9 protein-coding genes are annotated in these 14,546 nt (G+C 59.9%); 6 read left to right on the top strand and 3 right to left on the bottom strand.

Going from position 1 to position 14,546, the window contains the following annotated elements; translation table 11 throughout:
* Positions 1-35 precede the first annotated feature (35 nt).
* The 4 genes from ACGSLL_RS19785 (at position 36) to hemN (ending at position 4,977) form a co-directional block, all read left to right on the top strand.
* Positions 36-2,486, top strand: a complete 2,451-nt coding sequence (locus ACGSLL_RS19785; protein ID WP_394507624.1) for a heavy metal translocating P-type ATPase — start codon at positions 36-38, stop codon at positions 2,484-2,486.
* A 22-nt stretch (positions 2,487-2,508) separates the two neighbouring features.
* Positions 2,509-2,721, top strand: coding sequence for a cbb3-type cytochrome oxidase assembly protein CcoS (gene ccoS, locus ACGSLL_RS19780; protein ID WP_394507623.1), 213 nt, complete (start codon positions 2,509-2,511; stop codon positions 2,719-2,721).
* Entirely contained in the window at positions 2,714-3,397 is a 684-nt protein-coding gene (locus ACGSLL_RS19775) for a sulfite exporter TauE/SafE family protein (RefSeq protein ID WP_394507622.1), read from the top strand. The genes ccoS and ACGSLL_RS19775 overlap by 8 nt, the downstream gene beginning before the upstream one ends.
* A 197-nt stretch (positions 3,398-3,594) precedes the next feature.
* A complete protein-coding gene (gene hemN, locus ACGSLL_RS19770; protein WP_394507621.1) occupies positions 3,595-4,977 on the top strand; it encodes an oxygen-independent coproporphyrinogen III oxidase in 1,383 nt (460 codons plus the stop codon).
* Here the strand turns inward: hemN and ACGSLL_RS19765 are convergent.
* Positions 4,974-5,456: a hypothetical protein gene (locus ACGSLL_RS19765; protein ID WP_394507620.1), complete on the bottom strand. Its 483-nt coding sequence runs from the start codon at positions 5,454-5,456 to the stop codon at positions 4,974-4,976. The two genes, hemN and ACGSLL_RS19765, sit on opposite strands and share 4 nt — an antisense overlap.
* Before the next feature lie 154 nt (positions 5,457-5,610).
* Between ACGSLL_RS19765 and fnr the strand changes: the two genes are divergently transcribed.
* On the top strand, positions 5,611-6,345 hold the full coding sequence (gene fnr / locus ACGSLL_RS19760; RefSeq protein WP_394507619.1) for a fumarate/nitrate reduction transcriptional regulator Fnr: 735 nt from the start codon (positions 5,611-5,613) through the stop codon (positions 6,343-6,345).
* 78 nt (positions 6,346-6,423) lie between these two features.
* Entirely contained in the window at positions 6,424-6,972 is a 549-nt protein-coding gene (locus ACGSLL_RS19755) for an adenine phosphoribosyltransferase (protein WP_394507618.1), read from the top strand.
* Positions 6,973-7,141: 169 nt separating this feature from the next.
* On the opposite strand, the gene ACGSLL_RS19750 is transcribed toward ACGSLL_RS19755, so the two are convergent.
* Positions 7,142-13,078: an SET domain-containing protein-lysine N-methyltransferase gene (locus tag ACGSLL_RS19750; protein ID WP_394507617.1), complete on the bottom strand. Its 5,937-nt coding sequence runs from the start codon at positions 13,076-13,078 to the stop codon at positions 7,142-7,144.
* 162 nt (positions 13,079-13,240) lie between these two features.
* Complete coding sequence (locus ACGSLL_RS19745) at positions 13,241-14,389, bottom strand: acyl-CoA dehydrogenase family protein (protein ID WP_394507616.1); 1,149 nt, start codon at positions 14,387-14,389, stop codon at positions 13,241-13,243.
* Positions 14,390-14,546: the final 157 nt, after the last annotated feature.

The following is a 14,546-nucleotide window of genomic DNA, read 5'->3' as shown; positions in this document are numbered from 1 at the left end:
CGCGGAGCGTGGGAACGATCATCGGAACGCGCACCATGACCACCCCGCTCGCCTGCTACCACTGCGCCCTGCCCGTCCCCTCCGGCAGCCGCTTTACCGCCGTCGTCCTCGGGCAACCGCGCGAATTCTGTTGCCCAGGCTGTCAGGCCGTGGCCGAAGCCATCGTCGCGGGTGGCCTGGAAAGCTATTACCAACACCGCAGCGAAGCCTCGGCCAACCCCGAAGCCCTGCCGGTGCAATTGACCGACGAACTGGCGCTGTACGACCGCGCTGACGTCCAGCAACCGTTCGTGCGCCACGAAGGCGAGCTGGCCGAAACCACGCTGTTGATGGAGGGCATCAGTTGCGCCGCCTGCGGCTGGCTGATCGAGAAACATCTGCGCACCCTGCCTGCGGTTGCCGAAGCGCGGCTGAACCTGTCCAACCACCGCTTGCACGTGCGCTGGGCCGATGCGCAACTACCGCTGAGCCAGATCCTCGCCGAACTCCGCCACATCGGCTACGCCGCCCACCCCTATCAGGCCGACCGCGCCAGTGAACAACTGGCCAGCGAAAACCGCCGCGCCCTGCGCCAGCTCGGCGTCGCCGGGCTGTTGTGGTTCCAGGCGATGATGGCGACCATGGCGACGTGGCCGGAATTCAACATCGACCTCAGCCCCGAGCTGCACACGATCCTGCGCTGGGTCGCGCTGTTTCTGACCACGCCAATCGTGTTTTACAGTTGCGCACCGTTTTTCAAGGGGGCGATGCGCGATCTGCGCACGCACCACCTGACCATGGACGTGTCTGTTTCATTGGCGATTGGTAGTGCTTACATCGCCGGCATCTGGACAGCGATCACCGGTGTCGGCGAGTTGTATTTCGATGCGGTCGGCATGTTTGCGCTATTCCTGCTCGCCGGTCGCTATCTGGAACGCCGCGCCCGCGAGCGCACCGCTGCCGCCACCGCGCAACTGGTCAACCTGCTGCCGGCTTCCTGTTTGCGGCTGGATGCCAACGGTCAGAGCGAGCGCATCCTGCTCAGCGAACTGCACGTCGGCGAGCGGATTCTGGTGCAGCCCGGCTCGGTCCTGCCGGCGGACGGCAGGATCATCGACGGCCAGTCGAGCATCGACGAGTCGCTGCTGACCGGCGAATACCTGCCGCAACCGCGCACGCTCGGCGATGCCGTGACCGCCGGGACGCTGAATGTCGAAGGCGCGTTGACCGTCGAGGTTCAGGCGCTGGGCCACGACACGCGCCTGTCAGCGATCGTGCGCCTGCTCGACCGCGCCCAGGCCGAGAAACCGCGACTGGCAGAAATCGCCGACCGCGCCGCGCAATGGTTCCTGCTGTTGTCGCTGATTGCTGCTGCCGCCATCGGCCTACTGTGGTGGCAACTGGATGCGTCGCGGGCGTTCTGGATCGTTCTGGCGATGCTGGTCGCGACCTGCCCGTGCGCACTGTCGCTGGCGACGCCGACCGCGCTCACAGCCGCCACCGGCACCTTGCACAAGCTCGGTTTATTGCTGACCCGCGGGCATGTACTGGAAGGCTTGAACCAGATCGACACGGTGATTTTCGACAAGACCGGCACCCTCACCGAAGGCCGCCTGGTGCTGCGCTCGATCCGCCCCCTCGGCGCGCTCGACAGCGAGCAGTGCCTGAGCCGGGCCGCTGCCCTGGAAAACCGTTCGGAACACCCGATCGCCCGCGCTTTCGGCCGTGCGCCGTTGGCCGCTGATGAAGTACACAGCACGCCGGGGCTAGGCCTTGAAGGCTCGGTGGCCGGGCAGCGCTTGCGCATTGGTCAGGCAGACTTCGTTTGCGCGCTGAGCGGTGCCAGCGTCCCATCGATGCCGAATGAAGCAGGCCAATGGTTGCTGCTCGGTGATGAAGCCGGTCCGCTGGCGTGGCTGGTACTCGACGATCGCCTGCGCGACGATGCCCCCGCCCTGCTCGCCGCGTGCAAGGCGCGCGGCTGGCGCACCCTGCTGCTGTCCGGCGATAGCTCGCCAATGGTCGCCAGCGTCGCCGCCGAACTGGGCATTGACGAGGCTCGCGGCAGTTTGCGCCCGGACGACAAGCTGCAAGTACTGCAACAACTGCACAAGGAAGGCCGCAAAGTGCTGATGCTCGGCGACGGCGTCAACGACGTGCCGGTGCTGGCGGCGGCCGACATCAGTGTGGCCATGGGCTCGGCGACCGATCTGGCGAAAACCAGTGCCGATGCAGTGCTGCTGTCGAACCGCCTCGACGCGCTGGTGCAAGCGTTCACATTGGCACGGCGTACCCGTCGGGTGATCATCGAGAACCTGCTGTGGGCCGCGCTGTACAATGGCCTCATGTTGCCGTTCGCCGCCCTCGGCTGGATCACTCCGGTGTGGGCCGCGGTCGGCATGTCGATCAGTTCGCTGACCGTGGTGCTCAATGCCCTGCGCCTGACTCGCCTGCCGGGTCCGCCGCACACCAGCACCCGGGCAGAAACCCGCCCGCTACCGGCCTGAGCCGCGCGGGCCTGGAGTACCGATGCCAGCTCTCTACGTGATGATCCCCGCTGCACTGCTGATCGTGGCGATCGCCGTGTACATCTTCTTCTGGGCGGTGGACAGCGGCCAGTACGACGACCTCGACGGCCCGGCGCACAGCATTCTGTTCGATGATCAGGATCCGAACCACACCGCTGCCGTGGACGAAGCCAAGGCCGGCAAACCGGACGACAAGGCGCCACCGCATGCTTGAACTGGCGCCACTGCTGGTTTCCGCCCTGATTCTTGGCCTGCTGGGTGGCGGCCACTGCCTGGGCATGTGCGGCGGCCTGATGGGCGCACTGACCCTGGCGATTCCCAAGGAGCAGCGCAGCCGGCGCTTTCGTTTGCTGCTGGCGTACAACCTCGGGCGGATTCTCAGCTATGCCACGGCCGGCCTGCTTATCGGCCTCGCCGGCTGGGCGGTGGCCAACAGTCCGGCGGCGCTGTTCATGCGTGTACTGGCCGGATTGCTGTTGATCGCCATGGGCTTGTATCTCGCCGGTTGGTGGAGCGGGCTGACGCGTATCGAAAGCCTCGGGCGTGGACTGTGGCGTTATATTCAGCCCGTGGCCAATCGCTTGTTGCCGGTGTCGAGCCTGCCGCGTGCATTGGTGCTCGGCGCGCTGTGGGGCTGGCTGCCGTGCGGGCTGGTTTACAGCACGTTGCTGTGGTCGGCGAGTCAGGGTAATGCGCTCGATAGTGCCTTGCTGATGCTTGCGTTTGGCCTGGGGACCTGGCCGGTGTTGCTGGCAACCGGGCTGGCGGCGGAACGGGTCACCGCGATCTTGCGCAAGCGCAGCGTGCGTATGGCCGGTGGGTTGTTGGTGATTGTGTTTGGTGTCTGGACCCTTCCCGGTCCGCATCAGCATTGGCTTATGGGTCATTGATCGGCGGTGCGGCCTTCGCGAGCAGGCTCGCTCCCACACTGATCGCATGAACACCACAGATCTCATGTGGGAGCGAGCCTGCTCGCGAAGAGGCCCGCACAAACAATACAAATCCCCTGTTGATGCAAATCAAGATGCCCCGCCGCCCCCTCCCCTAGACTCGCCCACACTGCCAGCCTATCCGGGGGAATGCCCGCATGCTCGACGCCATTCGTTGGGACACCGATTTGATCCGCCGCTATGACCTGGCGGGGCCGCGCTACACCTCGTATCCGACCGCCGTGCAATTTCACGGTGAGGTCGGCACCTTCGATCTGTTCCATGCCCTGCGCGACAGCCGCAAAGCCCAGCGCCCGTTATCGCTGTACGTGCACGTGCCGTTCTGCGCGAACATCTGCTACTACTGCGCCTGCAACAAGGTCATCACCAAGGACCGCGGACGCGCCGCACCGTACCTGCAGCGGCTGGAGCAGGAAATCCAGCTGATCGCCTGTCACCTTGACCCGGCCCAGAAAGTCGAGCAACTGCACTTTGGTGGCGGCACGCCGACTTTCCTCAGCCACGACGAACTGCGGCAACTGATGGCGCACCTGCGCAAGCATTTCAATCTTCTGGACGATGACTCCGGCGATTACGGCATCGAAATCGACCCCCGCGAGGCCGACTGGTCGACCATGGGCCTGCTGCGCGAGCTGGGTTTCAACCGCGTCAGTATAGGCCTGCAAGACCTCGATCCGGCCGTGCAGCGCGCCGTCAATCGCCTGCAAAGCCTGGAAGAAACCCGCGCAGTGATCGATGCCGCGCGCACGCTGCAATTTCGCTCGATCAACATCGACCTGATCTACGGCCTGCCCAAGCAGACCCCGGACAATTTCGCGCGCACCGTCGAGGAAGTAATCAGCCTGCAGCCGGATCGGCTCTCGGTGTTCAACTACGCGCATCTGCCGGAACGCTTCATGCCGCAGCGGCGGATCAATGGCCACGAACTGCCTGCGCCGGCGCAAAAGCTGGAAATGCTCGAACGCACCATTGCGCAGCTCACCGCCGCCGGCTATCGCTACATCGGCATGGACCACTTCGCCCTGCCCGACGATGAACTGGCGATTGCCCAGGAAGAACAGACCCTGCAACGCAACTTCCAGGGCTACACCACCCACGGCCATTGCGACCTGATTGGCCTGGGCGTTTCGGCGATCAGCCAGATCGGTGACCTGTATTGCCAGAACACCAGCGATCTCAGCCAGTACCAAAACACCTTGGCGAGCGCACAACTGGCGACCAGCCGTGGCCTGGTGTGCAACGCCGACGATCGTTTGCGCCGCGAAGTGATTCAGCAACTGATCTGCAATTTCAGCCTGCAATTCGCCGACATCGAGCAGCGGTTCAACATCGACTTTCAGGGCTATTTTGCTGAACTGTGGCCGCAACTGCAGGGCATGGCCAACGATGGCCTGATTGAACTGGATCGCGAGCGGATCAGTGTGTCGCCGGCCGGGCGCCTGCTGGTGCGCTCGGTGTGCATGGTGTTCGATGCGTATCTGCAACAACAGAACCGTCAGCGCTTTTCGCGGGTGATCTAGTTTTTGGTGAGCAAGGCGCCGACCTTGAGGTTCTGGTCAGGGGTCATTGCGGACTGGCCCATGACTTTGGACAGGGCCAGGTTGGCGGTGACCACGCCGCTGTTCAGCGCGGCAATGGCCCCGCGCAGGGCGGCAAGCTTGTTGATTCGTTCTTCGTTGGACAGGGTCTTGTCAGCCATGACCTTGTTCATCTGCGCCTTCTTTTCAGCGATCTGTTTTTGCAACTTGCGGATCATCTTCAGCAATTGCTGGATGTTTTCCGGCAGGCCGCTGTTGTCGATATCGCTGTTTTCACCGCCGACGCTGGCGGCCTTGGCGATCGACGCACCGGACAGCGACACTTTGACGCCCTCGACCAAGGTCGGGGTTGCGGTGTTCAACGCGTCAGCGTCGCGCTCGTTGGCGACGTCGTTGCCGGCGACCTCGAGCAATGCCGGAACGCCGCTGTTACCGGGGCTTAGCGTGCCAATGGCAGTCATCGGATCCTTCCTTTCATGCGGTCTGATACCTGTTTATCGGCCGCTTTTGCGCTGACTTGATGTCTGTGGGACAACGCCTTCATACGCTGGCCTGAAGGTCCCTCGGTGAGTTACCCTTACGTCTTATGTGTGTTTTCCCACAAGGATTGAAGAAATGTCCGAGCCAGTCAAACTGCGCGCTCACACCCAGGCCCATTGCAAGGATTGCAGCCTGGCCCCGCTGTGTCTGCCACTCTCGCTGAATCTGGAAGACATGGATGCGCTGGACGAAATCGTTAAACGCGGCCGCCCGTTGAAAAAGGGTGAATTCCTGTTCCGCCAGGGCGACACGTTCGATTCCGTTTATGCAGTACGCTCCGGCGCTCTCAAAACGTTCAGTCTCAGCGACAGCGGCGAAGAACAATTGACTGGCTTCCACCTGCCGAGCGAACTGGTCGGCCTGTCTGGCATGGACACCGAGAAACACCCGGTATCGGCCCAGGCACTGGAAACCACCTCGGTCTGCGAAATCCCTTTCGAACGCCTCGACGAACTGGCCCTGCAACTGCCCCAGCTGCGCCGTCAGTTGATGCGCGTGATGAGCCGGGAAATCCGCGACGACCAGCAAATGATGTTGCTGCTGTCGAAGAAAACCGCCGACGAGCGCATCGCCACGTTTCTGGTCAACCTGTCCGCACGTTTCCGCGCCCGCGGTTTCTCGGCCAACCAGTTCCGCCTGAGCATGTCGCGCAATGAGATCGGTAACTATCTGGGCCTGGCGGTGGAAACCGTGTCGCGGGTGTTCACGCGTTTTCAGCAGAACCAACTGATCGCCGCCGAGGGCAAGGAAATCCACATCCTCGACCCGATACAGCTGTGCGCGCTGGCCGGTGGCTCGATCGAAGGCTGATCACGACCCGCGGTTGAGCGAATCGTTTCAGCCGCGGGTATACTGCGCTGTTTGCAGCCCTGCCAGGACACCTCGACGATGGTCTTCGACTCCTTCGACATCAAATCCCTTATCCGCCCTGTGATCGACTTCCCGAAACCGGGCGTGATCTTTCGCGACATCACCCCGCTGTTCCAGTCGCCGACGGCGCTGCGCCTGGTGATGGACAGCTTCGCCCACCGCTATGTCGAAGCCGACTTCACCCACATCGGTGCGATGGATGCCCGCGGTTTCCTGATCGGTTCGGTATTGGCCTATCAGTTGAACAAGCCGCTGGTGCTGTTCCGCAAGCAAGGCAAACTGCCGGCGGACGTGCTCGCCGAAGGCTATGCCACCGAATACGGCGAGGCCTTTCTGGAAGTGCACGCCGACAGCCTGTGCGAAGGCGACTCGGTGGTGATGTTCGATGACCTGATCGCCACCGGCGGCACGCTGATCGCGGCCGCCAACCTGATCCACCGCATGGGCGCGCGCGTGCATGAAGCGGCGGCGATTATCGACTTGCCGGAGCTGCAAGGCTCGCAGCGTCTGCAGGACATGGGCATTCCGACATTCTGCCTGACGCAGTTTGCCTTGACCGATAAATAAGCAGCGCCTGTTTAAACGCCTTCGCGAGCAAGCTCGCTCCCACAGGGGAACGCAATTCAACTGTGAGCGAGCTTGCTAGCGAAGGGAGTCAGCAGGCACACCGCAAGGCCTCAAGCCCCATCTTTCTTTGATCGCCAATGTTGATCATCAAGCCATCGAATACTTCAACTCAGCGATCTGGATCTGGCTTGATCGCGATATCAGGTACCGGCTGGTAGAACGGTCCATAGTCCAACAGCAATTCCTCCCCCTTCTTGATATCCGACAGCGCTACGTAGAACGTGAGGTTTTTCCCTACCGCGATGGAGATGACATTGTTCGATTTCCACACGGGTCCGCTTTTCAGTTGCGAAGTGTTGATCAGGCTCAGAGTATTCCCCGTGTGCAGCCCGCTCACGGTGCGTTCACCCGAACGTGTACCGAAAATATAGGTCAGCACAGCCTCGGAACCTTGCTTGCGTTGTTCCTGAAACAACGACGCCTCTGATGGGTGGTATTTGCCCGCATAAGGTCCGAGCACTTCAAACTGGGCAATATCGCGCCGCGCCCATACCGAAGCGCCGCGGGCCGGCCCGCCATCATCCAGCGCGGTGATCACTTCCACGCTTTCATCAAATCGGGACTGGTGTTGTCCCTCGCTACGCAGCCAGTCTTTGATCGACGCCTTGATCTGAGTCGAAACCCGCGTCTTCGTCGCACTGTCGAGTCCGTCAAGCAGGCCATTCCAGTAGGCGATACGGATTTCCTCAATGGGCCCTTCAAGTGACCGGGTCAAGCTGAGTCTTGGGTCTGCCGGATCCTGCAGAATCGGCAGCGTATTGTCGATCTGATGGCGACGTAATGGCGTAGAGACACCGGGCTCAATCTTGATCACAACAGGCTCGACCGCCGACGAGGGGCCGGGGACTTCTGCATCCTGTGGCGTATCGGTCCACCTGGCCTGATCCGCCGCCTTCGGCGGCGGCGGATCCAAAGGATCTGATGCTGGCCGCTTTCGTGTCGTGCTCGCACCAGCCTGCTCCGCCGCGACATGTTGCTCCGCTCGATCGAGACGGCGCATGGTGCCCTCTTTCAAGGTGCCGTCTGCATCAACCAAAGTTGCCCAACGGCTCGGGTTGAGCTCGTATTTGCGCATGAACTCCTCAGGTGTCATTGAGTTGTCAGGCTGCTCGAACTGCACTCGCCATTGGTGTAAATGGTCGTCGGTAATCGTTTTGTAGCTGCGACCGGCCAGCCTGTTCATCAGCGCCTCGCCGCTGGGGGTCAAACGGCCATTTAGCCCCACATACGATTTCAGCCGGTCGGGATCAAGGTGGTAGTGGTCAGCAAAGACTTTCCTGGTCATTGCATAACGCGCCTGCTGGGTCATGCTCTGCCAACGACGAATGTTGACTTCGCTTATCTTGTTGAAAGGCATGTCAGCAGGGCGATCACGCACAATCACCCCAGTAGCACTCAGCGTGCCATCAGGCTGTACGTAATGTTCGAAGGTTTTAGGGAAGAGATTATGCTTTCGGGCAAACTCTTTAGGGGTCAGCCTTAACCGCTTCTTGAGCCGTAATGCCTCCCAGGCCCGCAAATGTTCAGCGGTTACCGCGGTTGTTTTGGCGTCCTGGCCCGCTTCGGCAACGTCAGAAGACGGCGTGGTGTTCTGCCCTGCCCGATCCAGACGCCGCACCGCTTCATCTCTTAATGAACCGTTGTCATTAACGAATCTTTTCCATTTGACTGGATTCAGTTTGTTGCGCCTGACGAATTGTTCTGGCGTGACAGCGTCGTCCGCACTGGCCATGAGCTTGCTCCAATCGCGTAAATGCTCATTGGTAATCGGTTCGTAGATACCACCGTCTGCCTTGAACAAAAGCGTCTCACCAACCGCAGTCAAGCGCCCGTCCGCATACACGTGGTTTTTCAGTGTTCCCGGGTGTAAATGGTACTGACCGGCAAACCCTTCCAGGGTCGTTGCGTCTCGCACTGGTTCTGACATGCCTTGCCAGTTGCGGACGTGCGTAGCCGTCACCATATCGAAGGGCAGGTTGGCGGGGCGGTCGCGCACCAGCACGCCGACGTCACTCAGCCGGCCGTCAGCCTGCACATAGTGGGCAAAGGTTTTCAAAGACAGGTGGTTCTGTTGGGCAAAGCCTGCCGGGGTCAACCTGCGCTGCTCTTGCGGTGAATGCGCCTCCCAGGCCCGCAAATGCTCGGCAGTGATCCTGTTCCTGTGCGTACCCGGCGCCTGGACCGGCGGTAGTGCGAGGTTTTTCTTCGCCTGTTGCAGACGTTGCGCAGCCGCCTTTCTCAAGGAGCCATCAGGCTTGACTTGATACCTCCACAGATTCGGGTTCAGCCCATGCTGACGCAGGAACGCCTCCTCGGCAATCGGTCCATCCGCTTGGGCAAAAAGCTTGCTCCACTGAAGCAAATGCTCATCGGTAATCGCCTTGTAGGCGCCCCCATCCGCCTTGAACAATAGAGCTTCTCCGGCGGGTGTCAGCGTCCCTTTGCTCCGTATGTACGACCTGAATGTATTGAGAAACAAGTGGTGATGTGCGGCAAATCCATCAATGGTCATTGCATCGCGCGCCGGCTGTGTCATGTTTTGCCAATGACGGACGTGCTCGGCGGTTATCTCATTGTAGGGCGAGTCCACTGGACGGTCTCGCACCAGCACGCCCGTAGCGCTTAACTGACCGTCAGGTTGTACAAAGTGCTCAAAGGGTTTTATGGACAAATGATGTTCCTGCGCAAAACCCTTTCGTGTAACCCGCAATTGTTCCTCGGCTGACAGGGCTTCCCACGTTCGCAGATGTGCGCCCGTGATTCTTTGCGGGCGTGAAGGGCCTGCTGCAGGCTCGGTGGTGCTGATCCGCGCGACACGTTGCAGAGCAGCTTTTTTCAGAGAATCATTGCTGTGGACGTATTTCTCCCAGAGTCGTGGATCGAGCCCGTGTTGTTGCCTGAACTGCCCTGCCGTAACTGCGTTGTCAGGTTGCTCGTATAGCGCCTTCCACTGGCGTAAATGGTCATCGGTGATTTTGTTATAGATGCCACCCCCCTCCCGATACAGCAGCGATTCACCTTGGAGCGACAGGCTGCCATCGACGTGTACGTGATTTTTGAACGTCTGCGGCTGCAGGTGATGATGAGCGGCAAATCCTTCCTGGGTCATCGCATCGCGCGCTTGCTTACTCATGGATTGCCAGCTACGAACGTGCGCTGCAGTGATCGTATTGAAGGCCGTCCCGATAGAGCGGTCACGCAGGAGCAGTCCCGTAGCACTTAGCTGGCCGTCAGCGTTTACGTAATATTCAAAGGTTTTTACAGAGACGCGATTCTGACGTGCAAAGCCTTGGCGGGTGAGTGTCAGCTGTTCCTCGCGCGACAACGCCTCCCACGCTCGCAAATGTTCAGCGGTAATATTCCCGCCGCCGGATAAACCCAGGCGTTGCCATTGGTCACCGTGAACATGCTGGATCAGCAACTCGGTTTGCCGGGTATTGTGATAAACCCGCGCCTGAACGACGCCGTCTTCCGTGCGCGTGACCTGTCGCACTTGGTACACAGCCGTTTTACCCCGGTTATCAATATGGCGTACATGGGAAAGATGCCCATCGGCTGCAACATAGACACCCTGGCTGTTGCGCGTAAGTCCGGCGATACGGGATTCGGGCACGGCGAGGCGAGCGTAGCGCTTATGACTCAGCCCCTGCGCCTCGTCTATGTGGGCTGTCCAGACCTGGCCTGCAACAGCCTGGGTCGCAACCTCGAACGCCTCGAGCGGACTACCGAAAGGCCTCATGGAATCGGCGTCAAAGGCGTACCAATGTCCGCCCCTGAGGACCGCGGCGACCTCCAACTTCTGTCCCGCTACATACACCCCCCCTGTTGCCGCTGCGTCGTACTGTTTGCTGACCGCCTTCAAGACATCGTAACTGGCGGCGCCCCCCCTGAGCCTGTTGATCGCTCTGGCGCCTTTGGACAGTACGTACAAACCTCCAATACCGGCAAGCTTGGCCAAATCTCCCAACCCACTGACGGGATTGAGCAATTCTATGGCCGATACACCAATAACATTGACCGACCTTGAGACTTTGGCTCCGGCAGAAACGGCAGTACGTCCGATCTTGAGGAGTTTTCCGGCAGTGGCGGCGCCAGCGGTGAGGAACCCGAATACGTCCAGCAGCAGATCAAATACGCCCTCGCCATAACGACCATCCCGAAGGTTGACTATCGCAGCCCGAAAAGGAATCAGGTTCAGCACAAAATCGTTCAAGGGCTTGGGAGCGAAATACTCGTCCAAAGGGGTTTGCCCGCGTGCCAGTTGCTTGATTGCTGGATCATCAAGATCAAGGTGCTGGACAAATACATCGGCAATGCAATGGGCTCGATCGCTGTTGAAGCTGTTCAATAGCGAGTCGTCAAAAGATCGCTCGCGATCCAGATCATTTCCGGTATCACGTGGTTCAAGCGCTTTGGTCGTGAAGTATTTGTTGCCTTCCCTTGATTCCCTGCTCTTCGCTTTGTTCAAATTCGCCCGTTCAATCGCACCTTTGTCGAAGTTGATTTCGTAGGCTTGAAAGCTTCCACACAGTTCGGTCCTGAGGAGCAGCCAGGGTTCTTTTTGTTCCGGGCTATTATTGAAAAAACCGTCGGTGGTATACCAACTTTCCTGGAAAAAGCTGAGTTTTCCAAATTGCAGATTTTTCCTGTCTGCCAATGGAAGCTGCGCGATCATGTGCCTGACCGTTGTTGCCACTGCGGATTTTTTCGCTCTGATTGCAATGGCGAACTGTTCTTCGAAAGCTGCCAGTACACCGAATGTCGGATTGTCGTTTATTGCCCCCAGCGGGAGGCGAGGGTCGCTGGACTTGAGGGGCCGCAGATTGGGCAAGTCCATCATGGCGTAATCCAGGAGCGAATGAGTACCGGCAAATCCGCTTTGCCCGCTTTCCCCGCGATACGTATCTGTACTGAGCGCCTTCACCTCAAACAGCGCACCTAAATCACCGAATCGCTTCTTCAGGATTGCCAGTGCGATGTCTTTGCGCGTTGATATCTCCTTGATGAGTACGCTGGAGGCGGTGAGCCGATCATCAAGTTGTGCGTTGAATGCATTTCTCGCCGTTTCAAGTGTCGCGGCAATGTAGGTGTCATCGTTGGATTTTTTTATCACTCCGTCAGCTATTGCCCAATCGACTACCGCAGTAGTCTGGGCGCGTTGAGTGGCGGCGGAGTCGATCTGGCGGAATTGGTCAGCATCATTCATGACCTGAGCAAACGTCATGTCGAGCACCTTGCCCGGCTGCAAAGCCTCGATCGTCATTGCCGCGATCGTCAGGTTGGCCCAGGCCTGGCTGCCAATTGTTACGCCAGGGGGAACCCGGTGAATCAAAAAAGTCGGCGCCGTTCGGGCCAGCAAGATGCGGGCACCGACTTTTGCCAATACGGCGCTGGTGCGACCGGTCGAGCTCAGGTGCTCAGCAAGTCCATCCACGACCGCGCGAGGAGCTTCTCCCCAGAACTGCTCACTGGCCAGATCAAAGCCAGCGATTTTATTGCGAACGGGAGCGACGATTGACTCGGGATCCATCTGCAGAGCAATCCCGGCCAGCAGATAATCCGTCACGCTGCTATCGCTTTCTATGCCCTGCATCTTCTGTTGCAGCGCTTTGCCCATCAGTTGCCCCTGTGGGGAGGCGACCAACGCTTGGAGCATCTGCGCCGGCTCATGCTGGAGCTGTGTCGGCACAGAGTGGCAATAATTCAGGAACTCGAGCACACCGCCTTTGGTTTGCATGACCAGCGGCTGATCACCCGAATGGTGTTGATGGCTCATTGTGAAAAGACGCAAGCGGCGTCGTTCGTCTGCGTTCAAAGGAATAGACCATGACAGCGCTCCTCCCAGATTGCCCAAGGGGCGCACCTGGGCAGTGGCGGCTTCGGCAAGGTCCGGACGCATCGTCGAGTGATCACGCAACGGAAAATCCCCGCTTGATCGCTCAGGCGTGGTCAACGGATCGTCTTTGTCGGCTGGTGGGTCTGCCTGTTTATCTGGCGTACGGGCTAAAAACGGTAGACGTGAGGGTGCTGGGGTAATGCCGGTCATGAAAAATACCTGTCCATGGTAAAAAATCATCCTGCTGTGCTGCTCTCAGGGAATGTACTTGCCAACCCGTGATGCAGTCACCTCACGCCCGCACTGAATTTGATTCAAATTATCTTCGCTGTCATCCAGACAAGCTTGCTCACAGCAGCCTCACGCGCTGAGTCAAAGCCCCATCTGCTTGCTGATGATCTCGTTCATCACTTCCCGCGTGCCCCCGCCGATTGAAAGTATGCGGTTATCCCGATACAACCGCTCCACCAGACTTTCGCGCATGTAACCGAGCCCGCCGAGAATCTGCACCGCTTCGCTGGTAATGCGGTCGGAGGTGTCCGTGGCAAAGTTCTTCGCCATGGAAATTTCCTTGATCACGCTCTGCCCCGCCGCCATCTTCGCCGCTTGCCGATAGGTGAATTCCCGCGACACTTCCAGCGCCGTGGCCATTTCGGCGAGGCGATGCTTGATCACTTGAAACTTGCCGATCGGTTTGCCAAAGGCCTCACGCTCGCGCGCCCATTTCAGGCTCTGTTCCAGTGCAAGTTGCGAGGTCATGTTGGCCATCAGCGCCAACGCCAGACGTTCGCTCTGGAAATTGCCCATGATGCAGGCGAAGCCCATGTTTTCGGCACCGATCAGATTGCCCAGCGGCACTCGGCAATCGTCGAAGAACAGCTCGGCGGTGTCCGACGCCCACCAGCCCATCTTCTTCAACGAGCGGCCGACGGTGAAACCCGGCGTGCCCTTCTCGATCAGCAGCAGGCTGATGCCGCCGAAACCCGGCGCACCGGTACGCACCGCGACCGTGTAGAAATCGGCGCGCACGCCACTGGTGATAAAGTTTTTGCTGCCACTGACCCGGTAGCTCTCGCCGTCACGCACGGCACGCGTCTGCAGGTTGGCGACGTCGGAACCGCCGCCGGGTTCGGTCACCGCCAGGGCACTGATCTTCTCGCCGCTGAGCACTTGCGGTACCACCTGATCACGCACTTCAGGCCGTGCCCACTTGACGATCGGGGGCAAGCCGATGTCCAGCGAGCCGAGCCCCGCCACCAGGCCACCAGAGCCGCAGCGCATCAATTCCTCGCTGGCGGCGACCTTGGCAAACAGATCGCCCGCATGGCTGCCACCGAGGGCTTCGGGATAACCGATACCGAGGATGCCCGCCGCGCCGGCCTTCAGGTACAGCTCACGCGGGAAGCTTTCGGCTTCTTCCCACTGGTCGACGTCCGGCAGGATCTCGCGCTCAACAAAACGCCGGACGCTGTCGCGGACCAATTGATGGCTGGGGTCGAAGTATTCCTGGAAGGCAGGCATGGGCGAACTCCACGGAGGGGTTCGCCGAACTTAACCGAGCGCTTGCTTGGTTTTCAACACAATTGTGCGGAGTCAGTTAAACCGAGGCGCGCCATTCGCGAGCAGGCTCGCTCCCACAGGGGATTTGTAGTGCACACAGACCCCATGTGGGAGCGAG

This window comes from Pseudomonas retamae (assembly GCF_043496865.1).
Taxonomy (GTDB): Bacteria; Pseudomonadota; Gammaproteobacteria; order Pseudomonadales; family Pseudomonadaceae; genus Aquipseudomonas; species Aquipseudomonas retamae.
The sequence above is the reverse complement of the archived record's forward strand: the minus strand, read 5'-3'. Positions and strand labels throughout refer to the sequence as shown.

What these genes read in the sequence shown, in the direction of transcription:
- ACGSLL_RS19785 (WP_394507624.1), top strand. Translation starts at nt 36, where the DNA reads ATGACCACCCCGCTCGCCTGCTACCACTGCGCCCTGCCCGTCCCCTCC.
- ccoS (WP_394507623.1), top strand. Translation starts at nt 2,509, where the DNA reads ATGCCAGCTCTCTACGTGATGATCCCCGCTGCACTGCTGATCGTGGCG.
- ACGSLL_RS19775 (WP_394507622.1), top strand. Translation starts at nt 2,714, where the DNA reads ATGCTTGAACTGGCGCCACTGCTGGTTTCCGCCCTGATTCTTGGCCTG.
- hemN (WP_394507621.1), top strand. Translation starts at nt 3,595, where the DNA reads ATGCTCGACGCCATTCGTTGGGACACCGATTTGATCCGCCGCTATGAC.
- ACGSLL_RS19765 (WP_394507620.1), bottom strand. Translation starts at nt 5,456, where the DNA reads ATGACTGCCATTGGCACGCTAAGCCCCGGTAACAGCGGCGTTCCGGCA.
- fnr (WP_394507619.1), top strand. Translation starts at nt 5,611, where the DNA reads ATGTCCGAGCCAGTCAAACTGCGCGCTCACACCCAGGCCCATTGCAAG.
- ACGSLL_RS19755 (WP_394507618.1), top strand. Translation starts at nt 6,424, where the DNA reads ATGGTCTTCGACTCCTTCGACATCAAATCCCTTATCCGCCCTGTGATC.
- ACGSLL_RS19750 (WP_394507617.1), bottom strand. Translation starts at nt 13,078, where the DNA reads ATGACCGGCATTACCCCAGCACCCTCACGTCTACCGTTTTTAGCCCGT.
- ACGSLL_RS19745 (WP_394507616.1), bottom strand. Translation starts at nt 14,389, where the DNA reads ATGCCTGCCTTCCAGGAATACTTCGACCCCAGCCATCAATTGGTCCGC.